This is a genomic window from Actinophytocola xinjiangensis, from assembly GCF_001921215.1.
Taxonomy (GTDB): domain Bacteria; phylum Actinomycetota; class Actinomycetes; order Mycobacteriales; family Pseudonocardiaceae; genus Actinophytocola; species Actinophytocola xinjiangensis.
In genome coordinates, this window is record NZ_MSIF01000008.1 from 215,274 (window position 1) to 237,226 (window position 21,953).

Sequence of the window (21,953 nt, forward strand, 5' to 3'; positions counted from 1 at the left end):
CCGCCGGACCCGGATCCCGGGCAACGCGGGTGCCCGGAAGGACACCCGTCACGGTCGTTGCAGATCGCCGATCCGCCTGGCGTGCGCGGCGGCGTCGGTGTCGGTGTTCTTGTTGAGCGCGTGCGCCGACGAGCGCTGCTCGACGACGATGTAGTACCGGTGGCCGTTGACCGTGATGGGACGCCGGTTGCTGGGCCGGGGGTGGAAGTGCCCCACCGAACCCACCTCCCGCGCCTCGCCGAACACGCGCGACTCCCGCCCGGTCACCTCCAGCAGCTGCCGGCCGGCGACCAGCCGCGCGACCAGCGCCTCGACCAGATAGGCGTAGACGGTCCCGGCGTCGACCGCCGCGGACCGGTTGGAGGTGCCGGTGGCCCGGAAGGTGTCCCGCGCGGCCGTCGCCAGCGGCTGGGCCCGGTTGCCGCTCAGCCAGCCGAGCAGCAGTTTCGCGTCGTCGTCGGGGATGACCGACATCATCGCGTCCTGTGGACTGGCCTTGATCATCACGTGGAAGTGGTGCTTGTCCCCGGGTTTCTCGACGGCGCGGTCCACCGTGCTGTGGCGCAGGTACTTGGCCTCCTGGAACAGGACGTGGGTCAGCAGCGCGGTGGTGCTCGCCCCGGCGGTCAGCCCGTCGCCGGTGTCGCGCTCGGCCCAGCTGGTGTTGACCAGGCCGGTCAGCCGGGTGGCCTCGGTGCGTGCCCGCGCGAACATCTGCTGGTCCTGGCGGTCCTCGAAGAAGCCGCCGAAGTCTCGCTGCCCGGGAGCCGGCGTGCCGAGCTTGTCGTAGGGGGTGGAGACGTTGGTCTGCGTGTTGGGGTTGGTCTGGGGCGTCGCGCCCTTGGTGAGCTGACCGGCCTCCGGGGTCGGCGTCAGCTCGAACCGCAGTTCCGCGCCCCGCAACCGGCTGTTGTAGTTGTTGATCAGATCGGTCAGCGACCGTTGCCCGGTCGCACTGGCCTGGAGGCTCGCCCGGAGTGTGCGCCTGGCCGAGATGAGCGCCGCGTCGGCGTAGTCGGTCGCCGGCAGCGGGCCGTAGATGATCTCGACGTTGGCCCGCAACCGCCTGGCGCCCCGAGGGTTGAGCCGGTCCATGCCCTCGACCTCCAGCTTCATCACCGGCGGACCCGCCTCGGTGGGGCCGCGGGTGGGATCCTGTTGCGGTGTGGTCGGGGTGGTGGCGAGCAGGACGCCGTTGCGGATGCCGGCGCCGCTGGGAACGTTCAGCACGACCTCGCCGAGTTCGACCTCCAGCCCGGTGACGTTGGGGTTGGTCAGGATCGTGGACTGTGTCGGGGTGCCCGGCGCGCCGCGCTGGTAGTCGGTGACGTACTGGTCGACCAGGTCGGTGGTCACGTCGTCGGTCTCGACGAGCCGGCGCAGCCGCTCCTGCCCGGTGTGCTCGACCACGGCCGCCGGGTCCTCGCGGCCCCGGCGGATCTGGAAGTAGGTCAGGAAGTCCGGGTCGCCGGCGACCGCCGTGGTGGACACGTGCTGGGTGAACTCGGCCAGCGGCATCCGTTGCACGGCCCGGGTGTCGCCTGACTGGTGCGTCTCGGGCTCCGGGGCCGCCGCCGGGGTGGGTCCGGTCATGGCCCGGCGCGCGTTGGCCTCGGCGGCCCGTTCGAACGCGTCGGCCGGGTCGGACACGCTCAGCCCGTCGCCCCGGTCGACGCCGCTGACCGGGCCGCGGCGCTGCTGGATGACGTGGGTCAGCTCGTGGGCCAGGGTGTGCTGGTCCGCGCCGCCGCTGCCCAGCACGACGTGGCTGCCCGAGGTGTAGGCGCGGGCGCCGAGTTCCTCGGCCGAGCGACGGGCCGCGCCGTCGGTGTGCAGGCGCACGTCGGAGAAGTCCGCGCCCAGCCGGGCTTCCATCTCCGAGCGGACCGGCTGGTCCAGCGGGCGTCCCGGCGTGCGCAGCACGTCGTGGGCGGCCGGTCCGGTCCGACCCTCCTCGACCAGCCGGGACACCGCCGCGTTCCCGGCGCTGCGTTGCAGACCGAGCAACGCGCTGGGGGACAAGGACTCCGTGTCGGACTCCGGCCGCCGCACCGTGGCGCCGGACCGTTCGTGCTCCGGTTCCTCCCGTGCGTGCATGGCGCTCCTGTTCGGGGTTGCTGGTCAGAGGTGGGTCACCGGGTGGCCCACGCGCCGAACTCGCCGGCCAGCACCAGGCGGCCGAGCTTGCGGTACTCCTGGCGCACCGCGTCGACCAGGCCGGCCATGGTGAGCGCGGTGCCGGACTCTGCGGCCCGGTAGGCGGCGGTCACCGCGCACGCGCGGATCGACCCGCCGGTCAGCTCGAACCGTTCGGCGCAGAACCCGAGGTCGAGGTCGTCGGCGCGGGGCAGCGCGGGGCCGAGGCAGCGGTCCCACAGCGCGTGCCGCTGGGCGACGTCGGGCACCGGGAAGTCGGCGATGACGTCGATCCGCCGGATGAACGCCTCGTCCACATTGGCCCGCAGGTTGGTGGTCAACACGGCGATGCCGTCGAAGGACTCCATGCGCTGCAACAGGTACGCCGACTCGACGTTGGCGTAGCGGTCGCGCGCGTCCTTGACCTCCGAGCGCCGGCCGAACACCGCGTCGGCCTCGTCGAACAACAGCACCCCGTGTACTCCGGCGGCCTCGGTGAAGATCCGCTCCAGGTTCTTCTCGGTCTCGCCGACGTACTTGTCGACCACTGTGGACAGGTCGACGACGTAGAGGTCCATGCCGATCTCGGCGGCCACCACCTCGGCCGACATCGTCTTGCCGGTGCCGGACTCGCCGGCGAACAACGCGACCACGCCGTGCCCGCGCCCGCCGCCGGGACGCATCCGCCACTCCCCCAGCACCCGGTCCCGGTACCGCGCCCTGGTCACCAGCTCGGCCAGTTGGGCGCGGGTCGGCCCGGTCAGCACCAGGTCGTCCCAGCCGACCGCCGGCACGATCCGCCGGGCGAGCCGGTCGAGGCCGGCGCCGTTGTGCGCACGGACCCCGGCCCGCACGTGCGGCAGCGTGACCTGCCGGTCCTCGACCAGCGCGAGGCGGGTGGCGAGGTCGACCGCCCGGGTGACCTCACCGGTGCCCAGCCGGTAGCCGGCGAGGCCGGCCAGCAGCTCGCGGGTGGGGTCCAGGCCGGTCGAGGCCCGCAGTACGTCCGCCCACCGGTCGGCGCGGCGCCGGGAGTCCAGCGGTGGCACCGGAACCGACACCGCCGAGGTCCACTTCGGGTCCCACGGGTCGCGGCCGTGCAGGACCAGCGGAACGCCGCCGGCGGCCAGCTCGCGCAGCAGCCGGACCCGTGCGGGCAGCAGCGGTTCCAGTGGGCCGAGCACGATCCCGGCGCCGCGCAGCCGGGCCTCGCGCACCAGCTCGGCGACCGGCGGGCGGTCCCGGTCGGCCAGCGCCACGGTGTCCACCACGACGGCGTCGTGCCCGGCGGCGGCCAGCGCGGCCACGGCCGTCGTGCCGGCGTCGCCGTCGGTGTCACGCAGGTGCAGCGGGCCGACCCCGGCGCGCAGGGCGGCACCGACCCGCCGGGCCAGGTCGTCGGGCCCCCCGTCGGCGGTGTCGTCGGCGGAGGTCTCGACGGTGACCAGGCCGGTGAGGGTGTCGTCGGGGGTGTCGTCGCCGAGCAGGTGGGCGGTGACCCGGTCGGGCACGCGCAGCACCCGCGACAGGGCGGGCAGCGCGGCCTCCTGGACCTCGACCAGGCCGCCGGCGACCAGCGCGGCGGCGGGCGACAGGCGGAAGCGGGCCGGGCCGGCCGGTGGCTGGCCGCACAGCTCCAGCGCCAGGCCGACGCTGGCGCGGCGGCGGGTGAGGTCGTCGTTGAGGTAGCCGTAGAGGCGTTCGAACCGGGCGTCGACGTCGGGAATCAGCGCGACCAGCAGGAACTCCACGTCCAGGTCGTCGAGCCCGAACCGGGCGGCCAGGCCCGCCAGCCGGGAGCCCTCGCCAGGGTCGCCCGGCTCGACCGGGACCGGGCGGGGCCGGCCCGCCAGGACCCGCTCGACGGCCTCGGGGGTGAGGTAGAGGCCCCGGTAGGGGTCGTCGGGCGCCGGGTCGGTGGCCAGCCGGCCGGCCACCGCCTGCCGGATCCGCTGCTCGACCGCCGCCAGGCGCCGCCACAGGTGGCTGGGCGTCATCGGATCGGCTCACCCCGGCGGCGCCGGCCGGGCGTGGGACGCGGGCGGGCCGCGGCGAACCCCTCGCCCTGCGCGGTGGTCGGGCCGGCGTAGCGCAGCCGGCGGGACTCGTCGGCGGCCGGGCGCAGCACCACGCCCTCGGTGACCGGCTGGCCGGCGGGCCGCCACTCCCCCGCCAGCGGCGCGGTCACCACCAGCTGGATGGCGGGTTTGAGCTCGCCGCCCAGCGCCGACCACACGTCGGTGGCCGCGCCGCTGTCGGACATCGGGCCGGCCACGTCGAGGGTGACCGACAGGTCCAGTTCGGCCAGCGAACCGGTCAGCAGCCTGCGCTCCAGCCGCTCGTGGCCGACCAGGCAGCGCAACACCCCCGACAGCAGCCGGTGCTCGTCACGCGGCCGGTTGGTCCACGCGGTGACCAGGTAGGACAGCCGGAACCAGCGGGCCACGCCGCGCCAGCCGAGCAGGTCGCCGTCCTCGCCGCGCACCTCGACCGAGCCGGTGCGGCGCCGTTCGAGGTCCTCGCGGATGTCGTAGAGGAACACGTTGACCGTGGGGGCGTTGCGCCGGGAGGTCCAGTCGGTGGTCGGCGCGTCGAAGGCCAGCTCGCCCTGGTCGTCGGGGATGTCGCCCTCGGCGAGCAGCGCCCGGATGCCCTCGTCCACTTCGTCGATCACGGGCCGACTCCCCTCATCTGCGGGCGACCATGTCCGGCGGCCCGATCGAGCCGGGCACGACGAGGAACGGGGTGGTGGCGGGGGTGAACCCGGCACCGGTGGCGGTGATCGTGCGCGGCCCGGTCTGGTCCTTGGCCAGGATCAGCAGCTGGGCGGCGAAGGTGCCGTCGCGGCGCGGGATCGTCGGCACGGCGGACGCGGTGATGCCGGGCGTCCAGGTCAGCCGGACCGGGGTGCCGGGCGGGAAGTCCAGGCCGCGCACCGAGGTGACGAACCCCGGCTCGCCGATCGCCGGCACGGCCACGATCCTGGGCCGCACCACCCGCAGCCGCGCGCTGGCCACGTTGTCGCCCCGGTCGGCGTCGGTACCGGTGGTCCGCAGCTCGCCACGCACGGTGGTGCGCAGCGGAACCGTCGGCGCGAGCAGCACCACGACCACCCCGCTGACGCCCGGCGCCAGGTCGGGCAGCGCGCAGCCGCTGGCCGAGCAGCCGGGCGGCACGGCGGCCACCGGCACCCGCGCGGGCAGCCGGAAGTCCAGGCGCAGCCCGGTCGCCAGCGATCCGCCCCGGTTGCGCACGGTGTAGCGCACGGTCGCCCGGCCGCCCACATAGGACGGGTCAGGTCCGACGACCACGGTCACGCCCGGTCCGGCGGCCGGCGGTGGTGAGGGCGGCGGGGCGGGCGGGGCCGGTGGGGGCGGCGGCGAGCCGACGGGGATCTCGGTCTCCGAGGCGTTGTCGGCGGGGCGGGTGTCCAGCACCGGCCCGGCGACCGACCAGGTCACCGTCGGCCGGCCGGGGGCCAGGCCCACCAGGTCGGCCTCGACCAGCACGACGTCGCCGGGGACCAGCGTCCCCAGGTCGCAGCGCTGCTCGGCGCAGGTCCCCCGCTCCGGGCGCAGCGCGTCCAGCCGCAGCCCGTCGGGCACGACGACCGTGAGGCTGGCCTCGGTGGTCGCCGGGCCCTGGTTGCCGACCTGGACCGGGACCGTCACCGTCGTGTCCGGTGGCGTGTCGGGGGTCGTGGGCGGGGCGGAGACGGTGAGGTCGGCCGAGGGCTGCCAGGTCGGCTCCTTCTGCCGGCCGGGCAGACCGGCGGTGATCGGGTCGAGCGTGCCGGTGGCGGGGTCGAGGACCGTGAGCTGCTCCGGTGAGGCCGCGTCCTGGGCGCGCCGGTCGGTGAGCACCAGCCGCCCGTCGTCGGGCGCGAACGCCGCGTCGCGCGGCTGGAACGGACCGCCCGGCGCGGACACCGGTCCGGCGCAGGTCGCCGGGGTCGCGGGCAGCAGGACCTCGCAGCCGCCGTCGGTGAGCGGGACGCGCAGCAGCCCGTCGGCCTCCCGGTTGAACACCAGGTACTGGCCCGCGTTGTCGAACCCCGAGCTGTCGTCGGTGACGTCGCAGTCGAACCCGCAGATCTCGGTGGTGAGGTCGCGCTGCTGGTCCAGCGTGCCGGCGCGGGCGGTCCAGATGTGGTTGTAGCGGACCTCGCCGTCGGGGCCGTCGGTGACCAGGCCCCGGGTGAACGAGAGCGTCGTGCCGTCCGGCGACCACGCCGGCTGGGTGTCCTCCTGGTCGGCGACCTCCGCCGGTGGACGCAGCTGGCCGACCACCGCGCCGGTCGCCACCTCGACGACCACCACCCGGCTCTGGCCGCCCTCGGGCCGCACCCCGCCCGGGGAGCGGCGGGCGAACGCGACGAACCGCCCGTCGGGTGACCACGTCGGGTCGAACTCCCAGTCGGTCGCGGCGCGGTCGGCGACCGGCAGCCGGCGCGGGTTGGCGCCGTCGGCGTCCACCACCCAGATCCGCTGCACCCGCGCGCCGTCGAGGTCCTCGAAGCGGCTCACCACGATGCTGCGGCCGTCCGGGGAGTAGTTCTGCCGCTGGAACCACGGGTCGTAGCCGGGGCGTGGACGGAACAGCAGGTTCGGGTCGTTGACCGCCTCCGGGTCCTCGCGCAGCAGCTCCAGCCCGAGGTCGCGCGGGTCGACGCCGTCCGGGCGGATGTCCTGCAGGGTGACGGTGTTGCGGGTGGCGGCCGTGGTGCGGGACACCAGCAGCCGGGGCGGGTCGGTCAGCCAGGCGGGTGCGGAGAGCAGGCGGTCCTCGGCGAGCAGCAGGCCGGGGACCTCGGTCACCGGCAGCCCGCCCGAGGTGTCCACCTGGTACACCTTCTCGGCGTTCGGGTCGGCCGGGCAGCCGCACACCTGGGTGGTGCTGAGGAACAGCAGTCCCGTCCCGTCGGTTTTCCACACCGGCCAGTGGCTCGCCCAGCCGGCGTGGTCCCCGCCGAGCAGCTGGGTGTAGGTGGGGTGTTCGGGGTAGCTGGGGTACTCGTCCCTGGCCGCGCCGGTGCCGGTGCCGGTCACCCAGATCTGGACAGGGACCTCGCCGTCCTGCTCGACGGTGTAGGCGATGCTGTTCCCGTCGACCGGGTTCCAGGCCGGGGACCCGGCGACACCCGACTCGAACGTCACCTGGACGTCGTCGCCGCCGGCCACCGGGCGACGGTGGATCTGGCCGTCCCCGGCGTCGGCGTAGGCGACCTCGGTGCCGTCGGGCGAGAACGACGGCCAGGTCTGGTCGGCCGGGTCGTCGGTGAGCCGGCGCGGCGCCGACCCGTCGACGCCGACCAGCCACAGGTCACGCTGACCGTCCACGGCGGAGTCGAACACCACCGAGCCAAGGTCGGGCGAGAGCTGCGGGTGGCCGGCGTCGTGGCCGGTGGTCAACCGGCGCACCGAGCCGTCCTCGGCGCGCAGGTAGACCTCCGGCGTGACGCTGTCGCGCAGGCTGGTGAACACCACCAGCCCGCCACGGGTCGAGACCTGGTCGTCGAAGTGGGCCTGGCCGCCGGGAAACAGCGGCTCGGTCGACCGGAGCTGTTCGGGCACCGGGTCAGTGAGCACACCGAGGCTGCGGTGCGCGGTGCCGGCGAACGCGATCCGCCCGTCCGCCGGCTCCAGCACCTGGGCGGTCGCCGACGGGGCGGTGGCGCCGGGGACGGCCAGGATCACCCCGCCCAGCGCCGCCCCCGCGACGACCACCACGAGGAACCGGTTTCTCAGCCTGGGGAACAAGATCGTACCTCCGGTCGTGGGACCTCACCGGCATCGTCGCCCGTGACCGGGCGCCGGGCCGAGGTCCGGACGGGCACGTCCGGGGCACGACCGAGGGAGTTTCGGGCAGCTCAGATGAGCCCGTGGCGCATCACGAAACCCACGGCGTGTGCCCGGTTGCGCAGGTTCAGCCTGGTGGTGACCCCGTGCAGGATGTTCTTGACCGTCCGCTCCGAATAGCACAGTTTGGTGGCGATCTCGGCGGTGCCCAGGCCCTCCGAGATCAGCCGCAGCATGTCCACCTCGCGCGGGGTGAGCGTGGACAGCGTGGGGCCGTTGGGATCCAGCGACGCGCGCTGGAGTTTCCCCACGTGGTCGAGCAGGGTGGCCAGCAGGTCACCGGGTAGTACCGCCTCCCCGTTGGCCAGGGCGAGCACCGCGCTCACCAGCCGGTCCTCGCGGGCGTCGGACCGCCGGATCACCGCCGACACCTCGCACTCCACCGTGATCTGCAACGACTCCCGGTCGATCCGCCCGACGATCACGCCGGTGCGGGCCGGCGAGGTGCGTTGCAGCCGGCGCAGCAGTCTGGTCGCCGCGTCGTCCACCTCGTCCACCACCACCAGCGACACCGCCGCCCGCGCCTCGTCCTGGGACGTCAGCACCTCCACCTCCGGCCGGGTACGAAGCTGGTGGGTGACACCGGCTCGCAGTACCGGATCCTCCGCGTAGACCATCACCGGAACTCTCATGGCCATCTGCCTCCTCGAACGCGCCTGCGGTCCCATCTTGTTGCCCCCGGGGGCCGTGCGGACAACGTCATCGGCACACCGGTGCACGCGGATTGCCCGCACGGTGCCTTTTTGTCCCTGCCAGCGGGTCGACCCGTGGGCCTACGTTCCTGACGTGACCGCAACGACAGAATTCGGTCTCCCCATCGTGGCCGTCACGCCCGGCCAGGAGACCAGGACGGCGATGACGGTGCGCAACGACAGTGACATCGTCGAGGCGTACGGGTTCGAGGTCGTCGGTGAGTGCGCGCCGTGGACCTTTGTGGAGCCCGAGCGGCTCTCGCTCTATCCCGGAACGTCCGAGCAGGTGACCGTCGTCCTGCGGCCCCCGCGTTCGCCGTCGGTGCGCGCCGGCGAGCTGCCGCTGGGGATCCGGGTCCTGCCCACCGAGCGGCCGGAGACGGTGACGGTGTCCGAGGCGACCGTGGTCGTCGAGCCGTTCGCCGAGCAGCGTGCCGAGCTCGTGCCCGAACGCCGCCGCGCGTGGCGTCGTGCCCGCTACCACGTCGACGTGCACAACGACGGCAACACTGCGGTCGCGGTGGCGCTGTCCGCGCCGGACACCGACGACCAGCTCACCTACGACCTGCCGAACCGGCCGGTGACCGTGGACCCGGGCGACCACGCCGAGCTGGAACTGCGGGTGCGCCTGGCCAAGATCCTGTGGCTGGGCAAGCCGGTGGAGTGGCCGCTGCGGGTCGACGCGCTGGCCACGGCCGGCGAGCAGACCACCGAACACCCGCGTGACGGTGAGCTGATCCAGCTCCCGGTGTTTCCCAAGTGGCTGCTGGCGTTGCTGGCCGCGTTGCTGGCGTTGCTGCTGGCGTGGCTGCTGTTGGTGCGCCCGGCGGTGCGCAGCGCGGCCAGGGAGGCCGCCGACGACCGGGCGGAGGAGATCGCCCGGTCCGAGCAGGCCCAGCCACCGCCGGCGGCCCCGACATCGTCCCAACAGGAGGGTGGCGGCCAGGAGACCAACGGCGCCCAGAGTCCGGGCGGTGGTGGCGGCGGTGGCGGCGGAACGTCTGGCGGGGAACAGAGTTCGGCCACGATCGAGGTGCGGACCAACGCCGGCCGGCAGGGCGTGGAGACCTACACCGTGCCGCCGGGCAAGGTGTTCCGGATCACCGACATCGTGCTGGCCAACCACCAGGGCGACGAGGGTGTGCTGACCATCGACTTCGGCGACCGGACGATCACCACGATCGCGCTGGAGACCTTCCGCAACCAGGACTACCACTGGGTCACGCCGATCGACGTGCAGGCCGGGTCGCAGGTCACCGCGACCGTCGAGTGTGTCCGTCCCGGAACGCCGATCAGCGGCCGGCAGGCACCCAACTGCTTCCAGGTGCTCAATGTCAGCGGTGAGTTGTTCGACCAGCCGAACGGCGGCTGATGGCCGGAGCCGGTTGCGGAGGCGTCCAGCGGGCACACCGCCCGGTGGTCGCCTCTGCGCGACGTCCCCAGCGACGTCCCCAGGGATGTCCTCAGGGATGTCCGCAGGAATGTTCTCAGCGGCAGTCCCCCGCGATCCGCAGCGCCTGGATGTACTTGGGCAGCTCGACCAGCGCCTGCTCCCACCGGTCGGCCGCGATCTGCCCGGCGAACGCCGAGTCGACCGACGGTGTGTCCACATCGGACGGTAAGTGGCCGGCCGGCCGCGCGGCCGGCCGCAGCCGGGCCCGGACCTGTGCCAGCGTCGACTCCAGCTCGGCGACGACCCGCTCGGCCTCCTCGCGGGAGATCACCAGCCAGCCCTCGACCGCCAACCGCAGCAGGAGGTCGCCGGCGAACGGTTCCGGCCCGGCAGCGCCGCCGTCATCGGATCGCATCGCACCTCCGCCAGGAGCCTGGGGTGTGTGCCCCAGGCTCCACCACGGTCGCGGGGAAACCAAGCGATCGTGCGCCGATGTGCCCGTCCGGGAACGCAACCGAGGTTATCGGGGCACCCGCGTCCTTTCCGGACACGGACAGGTCAGCCGGACCGGAGGGTGTCGGCGACCGGCCGGCGCGCCAGGACGATCGCGGGGACCGCGGTGAGCGCCGCACCGGCGAGCGGGACGCCGAGCGCCACGGCGGAGAGCAGCACACCCGACGGGTACTGGACCTCGCCCCGGCTGGCGACCAGGAACAGCCCCAGGCCGGCGGGGATCCCGGCGACGGCACCGGGCAGCGCGGGCAGCAGCTGCGCCATCGCCAGCCCGAGACCGGCCTGGCCGGGGGTGGCGCCCAACGCCCGGGTGAGGGCCAGCGGCCGGCCGGCGTCGAGCACCGCCGTCCAGGTCGTCACCACCGCGTTGACCAGCGCGAGCACACACAGCACGACGGTGATCACCAGCATCGCCTGGTCGACCCGCTGCGCGCGGGGATCGACCAGGTCCGCGCCGCCGACGTCGAAGTGGTCCTCGCGCGCGTTGTTCATCAGCACGGCGACCAGCGCGGTCGTGGTGATCAGGGTGTTCAGCACGACGAGCCGGGCGCGGCGCGGCCGGCGCGCGTTGACCCGCACGCCGATCAGCAGCGACACCGGCAGCAGCCGGGACAGCCCGATCCGCCACCGGCTGCGGCGGGGCGGTGTGGCGGTGTCGGCCAGCGCGTGGACCGTGCTCGTGGTGGCCGCCCGCACCACGGGCACCAGTGCCGCCGCCACGGCGATCGCGACCGCGAGGGCCGTCACGGCGAGCACCGTGCGCGTCGAGGGCGCCGCCGGGTCGACGACGTCGAGGAGCCCGGCGGACGGCTGGATCAGCGCCGGGCCGGCCGCCAGGCCGGCGAGCAGACCGGCCGCCGCGCCGGCCAGCCCGATCACCAGGTACCCGGCCAGGTGCACGACGGCGACCGCGGCCGGGCCGGCGCCGACGGCCTTGAGGAGCCCGACCTGGCGTCGCCGCCCGGCGACCCGGCCGGCGACGATCCCGGCCACGCCGGCCATCGCCAGCGCGGTGAGCAGCCAGCTGCCGACGAGCAGGGCCTCCCGCGCCTGGGCCACCGTCCGGGCGTCGGCCTCGGCGATCCGCGCCGAGGTGAGCACGGTGAGCCCGGGGGCGCCGTCCAGGACACCGTCCAGCGTGCCGGTGACCCGCAGGTTCAGCGTGTAGGACAACGGTTCGGCGCCGGCGAGGGCGGCCAGGTCGCCCCGGTCGACCCAGACCAGGCCGCCGCGCTGGGCCAGCTCGCTGCCCGGGAAGTGCCAGCCGGCGTACGGGTAGGCCACCCTGGCGGCGGTCACCGCGGTGCCGGCCACGCGCAGCGGGTGGCCGGCGACGCTGACGGTGTCCCCGGGGCCGACGCCGAGGGCGTCGGCGAAGGCGCGCTCCACCACCACCCCGCCCGGCCGCACCCAGCCGCCGTCGACCACCGCCGGCCGGTCCAGCCGCGCCGGTGCGGTGTCCCGTCCCTCGACGACGGCGTGCGCGGTCCGTCCGCCGGCGGTCAGATCGAGGAAGGCGACCGGGAACGGTCCACTGTGGTCAGCGACGCCGGGCGCGGTGGTCAGCGGGGCGAGGGCGGCCAGGGCCTCCTCGCCGGTGGCCCTCGGCCGGGCCACCGCGTCCGGACCGGCGGTGGCCCGCCTGGTCTGCTGGTACGGCTGGTCGGCCACGTCGCCCAGGGACAGCCCCACGGTCAGCGTGCCGCTGGCGGCGATGACCGCCACCAGCAGGAGCAGCGACTCGACGGGGTGGCGGCGCAGGTCGCGCACCATCAGCCGCCACACCAGCAGCAGCCGGCCGGCCACCTCAGCGCCACCCGTCGCCGACGGGACCGGTCACCGCGGTGGCCAGCCGGCTGTCGTCGGCGAAGGCGCCGTCGCGCATGGTGATCAGCCGGTCCGCGACCGCCGCGATGCGGGTGTCGTGGGTGACCACGACGAGGGTCTGGCCGGCGGTGCGCAGGTCCTCGAACAGCCGCAGCACCTCCAGGGTGGCGGCGCTGTCGAGGTTGCCGGTCGGCTCGTCGGCCAGGACGACCAGCGGCTCGTTGCACAGCGCCCGGGCGATGGCGACCCGCTGGCGCTGGCCGCCCGACAGCGCGGCGGGCAGGTGGCCGGCGCGCTCGGCGAGCCCGACCCGGTCGAGCAGGTGCAGCGCGCGCCGTCTGGCCCGGCGGGGTGAGTGTCCGGCCAGCAGCCCGGCCAGTTCGACGTTCTCCACCGCGGTCAGCTCGTCCATGAGGTGGAAGGACTGGAAGACGAACCCGACGGTGTCGCGCCGCAGCCGGGCCAGCGCCCGTTCGCTCATCGTGTCGAGCCGGTGGCCGGCCAGCCACACCCGGCCCCCGGTGGGGCGTTGCAGGCCGCCGAGCAGGTGCAGCAGCGTCGACTTGCCGCAGCCGCTGGGCCCCATGACGGCCAGCGTCTGTCCGGCCGGGACGGTCAGGTCGATCTCGTCGACCGCGCGCACCAGCCCGCCGCCCCGGCCGTAGCGCCTGGTCAGCCCGCGCGCCCGCACCAGCGCCGATTCGGTCATGACCGCACCGTCATGACCGCACCGTCCGGCCGTGTTCGGTCCACATCCGCTCGCACGCCTCCAACCAGTCCAGGTCGGCCCGCAACCGCAGGACGACCCCCTCCAGCAGCAACCCGGCGACCGGGTCGACCGCCCGGTCCAGTGCGGCCCGCTGGGCCTCCCGCAGGCGGCGCAGCACCTCGCGCCGCTGGGCGTCGACCAGGGCGACCGGGTCGGCGAGCCCGGCGGTGGCGGCGGCGACCAGCTTGAGGTGGAACTCCGCCAGGTCCGGTTTGGGCCAGCTGACCTCGGCCAGCCAGGCCGTGACCCGTTCCTGGCCGGCCGGGGTGAGCGCGTACACCCGCCGGTCCGGCCGGTCGGGCGAGCCATCGACCCGTTCGGAGGTGACCGCGCCGGCCTTGGCCAGACGGGTCAGCGTCACGTAGATCTGTCCGGCGTTCATCGCCTCGCCGAGCGGGCCCAGCGCCGCGCGCAGCCGTCCGCGCAGCTCGTACCCGTGTGCCGGCTCCTTCGCCAGCATGGCCAACACCACGTCCTGCACCGGATATGGATAACCGTTATCTATGGCCGCTGTCAAACCGGTCAGGAATTCACTCGATCGCGTGGCATGCGGTGCGCGCGGTGGCTGTCCGGCCGGACAGGTTGTTAGCTTGCCGGTCACGTGAACGGAGAAACATCGTGCGAGTCACCGACATCCAGCGTTGCGAGGTCCGACCGGGACGGTTGGTCGAATGGACCCCGCAACCGGTGATCGTCACCGAGGCCGAGGTGCCGGAGGACCCGCGCCCGCCGACCTACCTCCAGGAGTCCCACGTCCGGACGACCCGGTCGGTACGCGAGGACGGCCTGTTCGTGCCGACCTGGCTCGGCGCGGCCTTCGACGTCCCCGGCCCGATCGACCTCGACGCCCTGCAGACGGCACTGCACCGGTGGACGCTGCGGCACGAGACGCTGCGCAGCGGCTTCCGCTGGATCGGCCAGCGGATGCGCCGGTTCACCCTCGACGCCGACTCCGTCGAGCTGCGCCGCCACGACGTCGGCGAGTTCCCCGACGAGAACGTGCTGACCCAGCACCTCCAGGACCGGTTCGACGTCGCGGCCGACGCCCTCGCCTGGCCCAACTTCATCTACGCCGCGGTGGTCCGCGACGACGGCGCCAGCGTCTACATGGCCTTCGACCACAGCAACGTCGACGCCTACTCGCTGCAACGCATCCCCGCCGAGATCCACGACCTGTACACCGCCGGCCCCGCGCTCTCGGCCGACGGCGGCACCCCGGTCGCCAGCTACATCGACTTCGGCGCGGCCGAACGGTCCACGGCCGACGAGATCGACGACACCCACCCGATCGTCGACCGCTGGCGGGAGTTCGTTGCCGACTGCGACGGCATGCTGCCAGCCTTCCCGCTGGACCTCGGGCTGGAGCCGGACGGCCCGCTGCCCACCCAGAAGTTCCTGCAGGAGACGCTGGTCGACGACGCCGACGCGACGGCGTTCGAGGCCTACACCCGCCCCTACGGCGGCAGCCTGGTCGGCGCCCTGGCGGCCACCGGCCTGATCGCACGGGAGATCGGCGGGCGGCAGGTGTACCGCACCGTCGTCCCGTTCCACACCAGGGTCAAATCCCGCTGGTCGGACTCGGTGGGCTGGTACGTCGGCGGCGCGCCGCTGGAGATCCCCGTCGACGAGGTCTGCGACCTCGCCGGAGCGATGTCCCTGGTCCGCGCCCAACTACGGAAGAACCGGCCGATGTCACGGATCCCGGTCGCCCGTGTGCTGAACCTGCTGGGCGCCGACTTCCGCCCCACCTCCCCCGACCTGTACTCGATCGTCTCCTTCGTCGACGCCCGGGGGATCCCCGGATCGCGACGGTGGCAGGAGTTGCGGGCCTACGGCCTGATCCGGGTGTCCTACGGCGACCAGGTGTGCGTCTGGATCACCCGGCTGCACGAGGGCCTGCAACTGGCCTGCCGCTACCCCGACACCGCCGTCGCGCACAAGAACATGCGCCTGTACGTCCAGCACCTGCGCGACCTGATCGTGTCGGTCAGGCCTGGCCGACCGTGAGCAGGCGCAGCGCCACCTGCACCTCCAGCGCGCGTTCCGGGGTCTGCCAGTCCTCCCCGAGCAGCGAGGAGATCCGTTCCAACCGCTGCACCACGGTGTTCACGTGGACGTGCAGCCGGTCCTTGGCGCGGGTGAGGTTGGTGCCGCAGTCGAAGTAGGCGCGCAGCGTGCCGACCAGCTCGGTGCCGCGCCGGGCGTCGTAGTCCAGCACCGGGCCCAGCACCGAGCGGACGTAGCCAGCCAGATCGGTGCGGTCGCCGATCAGTTGGCCGACGAACCCCAGGTCGGCCAGCGCCGCGCCGGAGCCGGCCCTGCCCAACGCCAGCAGGGTCCGCACACAGCGGGCCGCCTCGGCGGCCGCCCCGGCCAGCGCCACCGGGCCGGCCGCCGGGCCGGACGCGCCGACCGTGACCGGGGCGTCGACCGCCGCGCTCAGTTCGGTCGCGAGCGTGGCCGCCAGCGACGGGGCGTCGTCGGCCAGCAGCACCACCTGGTCGGCGTGCAGGCCGACCAGCGTCGCGTGCCGGGCGCAGGCCAGCGCGAGCCGGCGGCGGGAGACACCGTCGCAGGAGGCGATGAGGACCGTGTGGCGGGCGCCGAGGTCGATGCCCAGGCGCCGGCCCCTGGCCAGCAGCGCCGCCGGGTTGCGGTCCGGCGCGGTCAGCAGGTCGGTCAGCAGCTCGCCGCGCACCTCGTCCTCGGCGGCGGCCACGGAACGGCGCAGCAGCAACAACAACGCGGCCACCACGCCCGCGCGTTCGAACAGCCGCCGGTCTGCCTCGTCCAGCTCCGGGCGGCCGGTGAGGACGAGGCTGCCCAGCGGTTCCTGGCCGGCGACCACCGAGCACACCCAGTCCGCACCGGAGCACACGGCGCGGCCGGAGGAGCGGGACGCGGCCAGCGCCGCCACCGGCGGGTCGACCGGCGCGGTGCCGACCCTGGCCAGCTCGCCGCCGGTGTCGTCGAACAGCACCAGGCCGCCGCCGAGGACCTCGGCCACCTCGGTGGCGACCTCGACCAGGTCGCCGCCGCGCAGGACCAGGTCCATCAGCCGGTCGTGGGCGTCCTGTGCCCGGCGCATCTGCTCGTTGTGCGCGCTGGTCCCGGCCAGCAGCTGGGCGTTGTCGATGGCGATGGCCGCGTGGTCGGCCAGCGAGGAGAGCAGCGCGACCTCCGAGGCGGTGAACTCGCGGCGCGCCCGGTCGGCCGCGAACAGCACGCCGATCACCTGGTTGCCCAGCGACAGCGGCACCCCGAGGATCCCGACCATGTGCTCGGCGGCCACCGCCGCGTCGATCGTCCCGGTGTGCCGGAACCGGGGATCGGTCAGGTAGTCCGCGCTCGCGTAGGGGTGCGCGGTCTGGGCCACCAGTCCGCCCAGTCCCTCGCCGAGACCGATCCGCAGCCGCGGCAGCAGCGAGGACGCCGAGCCGTCGGTGACCCGCATGTACGTCGTGCCGGTGGCCTCGTCGTTGAGGCTCAGGTAGGACAGGTCGACGCCGAGCAGTTGCCGGGCCCGCCGCACGATCGAGCGCAGCACCTCGTCCAGGTCCCGCAGCTTCGACAGGTCCCGCGCCGTGTCGAACAGCGCGGTCAGCTCGGTCTCGCGGCGGCGGTGCTCGGCCAGCGTCCGCCGGATCCGCAGCGCGACCTCGATGGCCTCCTCCAGCTCCGCGCGCGCCGGCCCGGACAGCTCCCGCGTCTCGACGGCGACGTGCGCCAGCCGCTCGCCGCCCGCCCCGGCGGCGAGCAGGTCGAGCAGCCGGCGCATCGCCGCCGCCTCGGACGTCATGCGGACGTCATGTGGTGACGCGGGCCTTCCCGGAGGGCAGTTCCGCGACCACGGTGTCGCCGTCGTCGAGGGCCGCGCCCCGGGTCTCGGTGGCGAGGAGCACCGCGATGACGGACAGCAGGCACATGCCGACAACGTACAGCGACACCGGCACCGTGCTGTCCCACGCGGCAAGCAGCGCCACCGCGATCAACGGTGCCACCGCACCGGCACCGATCGAGGCGAGCTGGTAGCCGATCGACGCGCCCGAGTAGCGCACCCGGGTACCGAACAGCTCGGAGAAGAACGCCGCCTGCGGCCCGTACATCGCGCCGTGCAGCACCAGCCCGACGGTCGCCGCCACCATGATCACCCCGGCCGAGCGGGTGTCCAGCAGCACGAAGAACACGAAGCTCCACACCGCCATCCCGACCGCGCCGAACAGGTACACCGCGCGCCGGCCGACCACGTCGGACAGCAGGCCCCACAACGGGATCACCACCAGGTGCACGGCCGAGGCGACCAGCACGGCGTTGAGCGCGACCGACCGCTCCAGACCCAGCGTCTGGGTGACGTAGACCAGGATGAACGCGGTGATCACGTAGTAGGAGACGTTCTCACCCATCCGCGCGCCCATGGCGATCAGCACCTGCCGCCAGCTGCGCCGCAACACCTCGACGACCGGCGCCCGCTCGTCCGCGCCGCGCTCGCTGGCCCGGCGCGCCGCGTCGAGGAACACCGGCGACTCGGCGACCGCGAGCCGCACCCACAGGCCGACGACCACCAGCAGCGCCGAGAGCAGGAACGGGATCCGCCAGCCCCACGCCTCGAACGCGTCCGCCGGCTGCCAGGCCGCCAGCACCGCGAGCACGGCCGTGGCCAGCAGGTTCCCGGCCGGCACCCCCGCCTGCGGCCACGACGCCCAGAACCCGCGACGCCGCGCGTCACCGTGCTCGGACACGATCAGCACCGCGCCGCCCCACTCGCCGCCCAACGCGAAGCCCTGCACGAGGCGCAGCAGCGTCAACAGGATCGGGGCGGCGACGCCGATCGAGGCGTAGGTGGGCAGCAGGCCGATCAGGAACGTCGCGCCGCCCATCATCAGCAGGCTGGCGACCAGCAGCTTCTTGCGCCCGATCCGGTCACCGAAGTGGCCGAACACCAGCCCGCCGATGGGCCGCGCGGCGAACCCGATGGCGTAGGTGGTGAACGCGAGCAGCGTGCCGGTCAGCGGGTCGGAGGTGGGGAAGAACAGCGTGTTGAACACCAGCGCGGCGGCCGAGGTGTACAGGAAGAAGTCGTACCACTCGACCGTCGTGCCGATCATGCTCGCGGACACGATCCGCACCAGCGACCGCCGCTGGCCGGGTTGGGGCAGGGAGGACACATCCATCACCACACTTCGTTGGGGGGCGGGGGAAATCTGGTCGCGTCAGGTCGCCGTCCAGGCGCCGTCGAGCGGGACCGACGCGCCGGACAGGGACGCGGCGTGCTCGCCGCACAGCCACCGCACGAGCGCGGCGACCTCGGCCGGTTCGACCAGCCGTTTGACCGGGGACCGGTCGAGCAGGACCTTCTCGACGACCTCGTCCTCGGACAGGCGGTGGGCCCTGGCCTGCGCCGCGATCTGCCGGTCGACCAGCGGGGTGCGCACGTAGCCGGGGCTCACGCAGTTGCTGGTGACCCCGTGCGGCGCCCCTTCGACGGCGGCGACCTTCGACAGGCCCTCCAGGCCGTGCTTGGCGGCGACGTAGGCGACCTTGTAGGGGCTGGCGCGCAGGCCGTGTGCACTGGACACGTTCACGATCCGGCCCCAGCGGCGCGCGTACATGTGCGGCACGCAGCGGCGGATCAGCAGAAACGGCGCGGTCACCATGACCTGCTGGAGCAGCGTGAACATCTCCGGCGGGTACTCGTGCAGCGGAGCCACGTGTTGCAGGCCCGCGTTGTTGACCAGGATGTCGACCTCGGCGGGCACCGTGTCGATGGCCGCCGCGTCGGCCAGGTCGACGACGTGCGCCCTGCCACCGACCTCGGCGGCGACCTCGGCGGCGGTGGCGGCGTCACGGTCGACGACATGCACCGTCGCCCCGGCGGCGGCCAAGGCGTGCGCGCAGGCGCGCCCGATGCCGCTGCCGCCGCCGGTGACCAGGGCGGTTCGACCAGCCAGATCGGCGTGAGCTGGGCCACTGTCCATGTCCGTCAACGCTAGGGAGCGCGGGCGGGCACGACCATGTGTGCGCCGCCCACAGCGCACCGGTCACGCATGTGGGCGGCGGACACCTGTCGGTCAGTTCGTCCCCCACTCAGCGAAACACCCTACGATCCCAGGGAATCACCCCGAACCAGCCCGGCGGCCACCACGAGATTCCGCAACGCCGACTCCACCTGCGCATACTCCCGAGTCTTGAGCCCACAGTCCGGATTCACCCACAACCGCTCCGCCGGCACCACCGCCACCGCCCTGGTCAGCAACTCGACGATCTCCTCGACGTCCGGCACCCGAGGCGAGTGGATGTCATACACCCCAGGCCCCATCCCCCGCCCGAACGACCGCAGGTCGTCCAGGATCGCCATCGTCGACCGGGCGGCCTCGATGGTGGTCACGTCGGCGTCCAGGGCGTCGATCGCCTCGATCACCTCGCCGAACTCCGAGTAGCACAGGTGGGTGTGGATCTGCGTCGACGGGCCGGCACCGCCGGTCGCCAGCCGGAACGCGCCGACCGACCAGTCCACATAGGACGGCTGGTCGACGGCCCTCGGCGGCAGCAGCTCACGCAGCGCCGGCTCGTCGACCTGGATGATGCCGATCCCGGCCGCCTCCAGGTCCGCGACCTCGTCGCGCAGGGCCAGTGCGACCTGGGTCGCGGTGTCAGCCAGCGGCTGGTCGTCACGGACGAACGACCAGGCCAGGATGGTCACCGGGCCGGTGAGCATGCCCTTGACCGGCTTGACGCTCAGGCTCTGGGCGTAGGAACTCCACGCCACGGTCATCGGTTCGCGGCGGGAGACGTCACCGTGGATGATCGGCGGACGCACGCACCGCGAGCCGTAGGACTGCACCCAGCCGAGGTCGGTGGACGCGACCCCGTCGAGGAAGTCGGCGAAGTACTGGACCATGTCGTTGCGTTCCGGCTCGCCGTGCACGAGCACGTCCAGGCCGATGTCCTCCTGCAACGCGATCACCCGCGCGATCTCCTCGCGCATCCTGGCCAGGTAGCCGCGCTCGTCGAGGGTGCCCTCGCGCAGGCCGGCCCGGGCGTTGCGGAGGCCGGCGGTCTGCGGGAACGAACCGATGGTCGTCGTCGCCAGCGGTGGCAGGTCCAGGCGGCGTTGTTGGGCCGGTGCGCGCTCGGCGTAGGGCGCGCGGACGCGGTCGGCGGGGGTGAGCGCGGCGATCCTGGCGCGCACCCGCTCGTCGCGGTGCGGGGCCGGCGGGTCAGTGGCCGCGCCGGTGGCGACGCCCGCACGCAGGGCGTGGCCGATGGCCACGACCTCGGCGACCTTCTGCCTGGCGAACGCGAGCCGGGAGCGCACCCCCGGCTCAAGGCGGGTCTCGGCGTCGAGGTCGTAGGGCACGTGCAGCAGCGTCGAGGAGGTCGAGACGGCGACCTCGCCGGCCGAGCCGAGCACGGTCGCGACCGTGGCCAGCGCGGCCCGCTGGTCGGTGCGCCACACGTTGCGCCCGTCGACGACACCGGCGACGACGGTCTTGTCCCGCAGCGCCGGCACCGTGGCATGAGCCGTGTCCGGCGCGCTGACCAGGTCCAGGGCGATCGCCTCCACCGGGCTGGCGGCCAGGACCGGCAGGGCGGGGCCGAGGTTCCCGTAGTAGCCGGTCACCAGCAGTTTCGGCCGGTCGGGCGCCGCGCCGAGCCGGTCGTAGGCGTGGCGCAGGGCCGCGAGGTCGGCGTCGGTGCGGTCGGCGGCGAACGCGGGCTCGTCGAGCTGGACCCACGGCGCGCCCTGCGCCCGCAGTGCGGCCAGCAACTCGGTGTAGACGGCGAGCAGGTCGTCGAGCAGGTCCAGGGGCGTGAAGCCGGCCTGGTCGGACTTGGACAGCAGCAGGAAGGTCACCGGGCCGAGCAGGACCGGGCGGGTGGTGATCCCCAGGTCGGCGGCCTCGCGGAACTCGGCGACGGGCTTGTCACCGGCCAGGCGGAAAGCGGTTTCCTGGTGGAGCTCCGGGACCAGGTAGTGGTAGTTGGTGTCGAACCACTTGGTCATCTCCAGGGCCGGCGCGCCGTCCCTGCCGCGTGCCGCCGCGAAGTAGGTGTCCAGTGTGGACAAGCCGAGGTCGTGGAATCGTCGGGGGATGGCGCCGAACAGCTCGGCGGTGTCCAGTACCTGGTCGTAGAAGGAGAAGGTGTTGCCGGGCACCGAGTCCAGGCCGGCGTCGCGCAGTTCGGTCCAGGTCGCGGCGCGCAGCTCACGGGCCGTGCGCCGCAGGGTCGCCTCGTCGGCCCGGCCGGACCAGTAGCGTTCGACGGCGCGTTTGAGTTCGCGGCGCGGGCCGATCCTGGGGTAGCCGAGCACGGTCGTACCGATGGTCACAGGCTCTCTCCTCGCGAGCGTGCCGATGGCACGGAGTCACGGGACAGCCCGGCACGCGAGTCGATCGCGGCCGTGGCCCTCCCGAGGGGCTCCGGACCGCGCGCGCCGGCGGCGCGCGCACCGACGGCAGGTCTTCGGACTCGTGGGCACACCTCTCGCGCCTACCGGCCGTCGCTTCCCGGACTCGCGTCCAGTGCTTCGTTGACGGCTTTCGTTCCCACTCACCGCTGCGGGGCAGTCCCGGACTCACACCGGGTTCCCTCTTGCCTCACCCGCGGGAGCGGGTGAACCGTCGGCCCGTCCAGCCTACCCCCTGGCGCCGGTGACTCCCTGGAACGGGTCGAGCGCACCGCGTCCGAGAACAGATCACCCGATCGGGTGACGCGTCCGAACGGGTGAATGATTGGCCGCCTTCGGGGCTAGCCCCGTACAT

General features: G+C 73.8%; 15 protein-coding genes and 1 riboswitch. Of the genes, 2 read left to right on the forward strand and 13 right to left on the reverse strand.

All coding sequences use genetic code 11. The features are described 5' to 3' along the window. Positions 1 to 48 precede the first annotated feature (48 nt). From BLA60_RS42240 to BLA60_RS18540, 5 genes are all read right to left on the reverse strand, one after another. Positions 49 to 2,097: an eCIS core domain-containing protein gene (locus BLA60_RS42240; RefSeq protein ID WP_154814441.1), complete on the reverse strand. Its 2,049-nt coding sequence runs from the start codon at positions 2,095 to 2,097 to the stop codon at positions 49 to 51. A gap of 35 nt (positions 2,098 to 2,132) precedes the next feature. Beyond that, complete coding sequence (locus tag BLA60_RS18525; protein WP_075134165.1) at positions 2,133 to 4,133, reverse strand: ATP-binding protein; 2,001 nt, start codon at positions 4,131 to 4,133, stop codon at positions 2,133 to 2,135. Next, on the reverse strand, positions 4,130 to 4,810 hold the full coding sequence (locus BLA60_RS18530; protein ID WP_075134166.1) for a Pvc16 family protein: 681 nt from the start codon (positions 4,808 to 4,810) through the stop codon (positions 4,130 to 4,132). The genes BLA60_RS18525 and BLA60_RS18530 overlap by 4 nt, the downstream gene beginning before the upstream one ends. Positions 4,811 to 4,823: 13 nt before the next feature. Continuing rightward, complete coding sequence (locus tag BLA60_RS18535; protein WP_084735063.1) at positions 4,824 to 7,895, reverse strand: PD40 domain-containing protein; 3,072 nt, start codon at positions 7,893 to 7,895, stop codon at positions 4,824 to 4,826. A gap of 110 nt (positions 7,896 to 8,005) precedes the next feature. Then, positions 8,006 to 8,626, reverse strand: coding sequence for a helix-turn-helix transcriptional regulator (locus BLA60_RS18540; protein ID WP_245812042.1), 621 nt, complete (start codon positions 8,624 to 8,626; stop codon positions 8,006 to 8,008). A gap of 154 nt (positions 8,627 to 8,780) precedes the next feature. On the opposite strand from BLA60_RS18540, the gene BLA60_RS18545 reads away from it, so the two are divergent. Then, positions 8,781 to 10,058, forward strand: a complete 1,278-nt coding sequence (locus BLA60_RS18545) for a COG1470 family protein (protein WP_075134168.1) — start codon at positions 8,781 to 8,783, stop codon at positions 10,056 to 10,058. A gap of 115 nt (positions 10,059 to 10,173) precedes the next feature. Here BLA60_RS18545 and BLA60_RS18550 read toward each other — a convergent pair whose 3' ends face one another. From BLA60_RS18550 to BLA60_RS18565, 4 genes are all read right to left on the reverse strand, one after another. Then, positions 10,174 to 10,494, reverse strand: a complete 321-nt coding sequence (locus BLA60_RS18550; RefSeq protein ID WP_075134169.1) for a hypothetical protein — start codon at positions 10,492 to 10,494, stop codon at positions 10,174 to 10,176. A 143-nt stretch (positions 10,495 to 10,637) separates the two neighbouring features. Next, entirely contained in the window at positions 10,638 to 12,398 is a 1,761-nt protein-coding gene (locus BLA60_RS18555; RefSeq protein WP_154814442.1) for an FtsX-like permease family protein, read from the reverse strand. Position 12,399: 1 nt separating this feature from the next. Continuing rightward, positions 12,400 to 13,128: an ABC transporter ATP-binding protein gene (locus BLA60_RS18560; protein ID WP_075134170.1), complete on the reverse strand. Its 729-nt coding sequence runs from the start codon at positions 13,126 to 13,128 to the stop codon at positions 12,400 to 12,402. Positions 13,129 to 13,138: 10 nt separating this feature from the next. Beyond that, positions 13,139 to 13,669: a PadR family transcriptional regulator gene (locus tag BLA60_RS18565; RefSeq protein WP_075134171.1), complete on the reverse strand. Its 531-nt coding sequence runs from the start codon at positions 13,667 to 13,669 to the stop codon at positions 13,139 to 13,141. A 137-nt stretch (positions 13,670 to 13,806) separates the two neighbouring features. Here BLA60_RS18565 and BLA60_RS18570 point away from each other — a divergent pair, with 137 nt between their 5' ends. Further along, complete coding sequence (locus tag BLA60_RS18570; RefSeq protein ID WP_075134172.1) at positions 13,807 to 15,195, forward strand: condensation domain-containing protein; 1,389 nt, start codon at positions 13,807 to 13,809, stop codon at positions 15,193 to 15,195. Here the strand turns inward: BLA60_RS18570 and BLA60_RS18575 are convergent. The 4 genes from BLA60_RS18575 to metE all read right to left on the reverse strand — a co-directional run bounded on the left by BLA60_RS18575 (position 15,176) and on the right by metE (position 21,520). Further along, positions 15,176 to 16,987: a helix-turn-helix domain-containing protein gene (locus BLA60_RS18575; RefSeq protein WP_075134173.1), complete on the reverse strand. Its 1,812-nt coding sequence runs from the start codon at positions 16,985 to 16,987 to the stop codon at positions 15,176 to 15,178. The two genes, BLA60_RS18570 and BLA60_RS18575, sit on opposite strands and share 20 nt — an antisense overlap. Positions 16,988 to 16,994: 7 nt before the next feature. After that, positions 16,995 to 18,359, reverse strand: coding sequence for an MFS transporter (locus tag BLA60_RS18580; RefSeq protein WP_084735086.1), 1,365 nt, complete (start codon positions 18,357 to 18,359; stop codon positions 16,995 to 16,997). A 39-nt stretch (positions 18,360 to 18,398) separates the two neighbouring features. Further along, positions 18,399 to 19,163 carry a 3-hydroxybutyrate dehydrogenase gene (locus BLA60_RS18585; RefSeq protein WP_075134174.1) on the reverse strand — a complete coding sequence of 255 codons (765 nt, stop codon included), beginning with the start codon at positions 19,161 to 19,163 and terminating at the stop codon, positions 18,399 to 18,401. Positions 19,164 to 19,285: 122 nt separating this feature from the next. After that, entirely contained in the window at positions 19,286 to 21,520 is a 2,235-nt protein-coding gene (gene metE / locus BLA60_RS18590; RefSeq protein ID WP_075134175.1) for a 5-methyltetrahydropteroyltriglutamate--homocysteine S-methyltransferase, read from the reverse strand. A gap of 108 nt (positions 21,521 to 21,628) precedes the next feature. After that, positions 21,629 to 21,829: riboswitch (cobalamin riboswitch) on the reverse strand. Positions 21,830 to 21,953 lie beyond the last annotated feature (124 nt).

Excerpts from the sequence above, each read along its gene's own strand:
- BLA60_RS42240 (WP_154814441.1), bottom strand. The coding sequence starts at position 2,097 with ATGCACGCACGGGAGGAACCGGAGCACGAACGGTCCGGCGCCACGGTG.
- BLA60_RS18525 (WP_075134165.1), bottom strand. The coding sequence starts at position 4,133 with ATGACGCCCAGCCACCTGTGGCGGCGCCTGGCGGCGGTCGAGCAGCGG.
- BLA60_RS18540 (WP_245812042.1), bottom strand. The coding sequence starts at position 8,626 with ATGAGAGTTCCGGTGATGGTCTACGCGGAGGATCCGGTACTGCGAGCC.
- BLA60_RS18550 (WP_075134169.1), bottom strand. The coding sequence starts at position 10,494 with ATGCGATCCGATGACGGCGGCGCTGCCGGGCCGGAACCGTTCGCCGGC.
- BLA60_RS18560 (WP_075134170.1), bottom strand. The coding sequence starts at position 13,128 with ATGACCGAATCGGCGCTGGTGCGGGCGCGCGGGCTGACCAGGCGCTAC.
- BLA60_RS18575 (WP_075134173.1), bottom strand. The coding sequence starts at position 16,987 with ATGACGTCCGAGGCGGCGGCGATGCGCCGGCTGCTCGACCTGCTCGCC.
- BLA60_RS18580 (WP_084735086.1), bottom strand. The coding sequence starts at position 18,359 with ATGGATGTGTCCTCCCTGCCCCAACCCGGCCAGCGGCGGTCGCTGGTG.
- BLA60_RS18585 (WP_075134174.1), bottom strand. The coding sequence starts at position 19,163 with ATGGACAGTGGCCCAGCTCACGCCGATCTGGCTGGTCGAACCGCCCTG.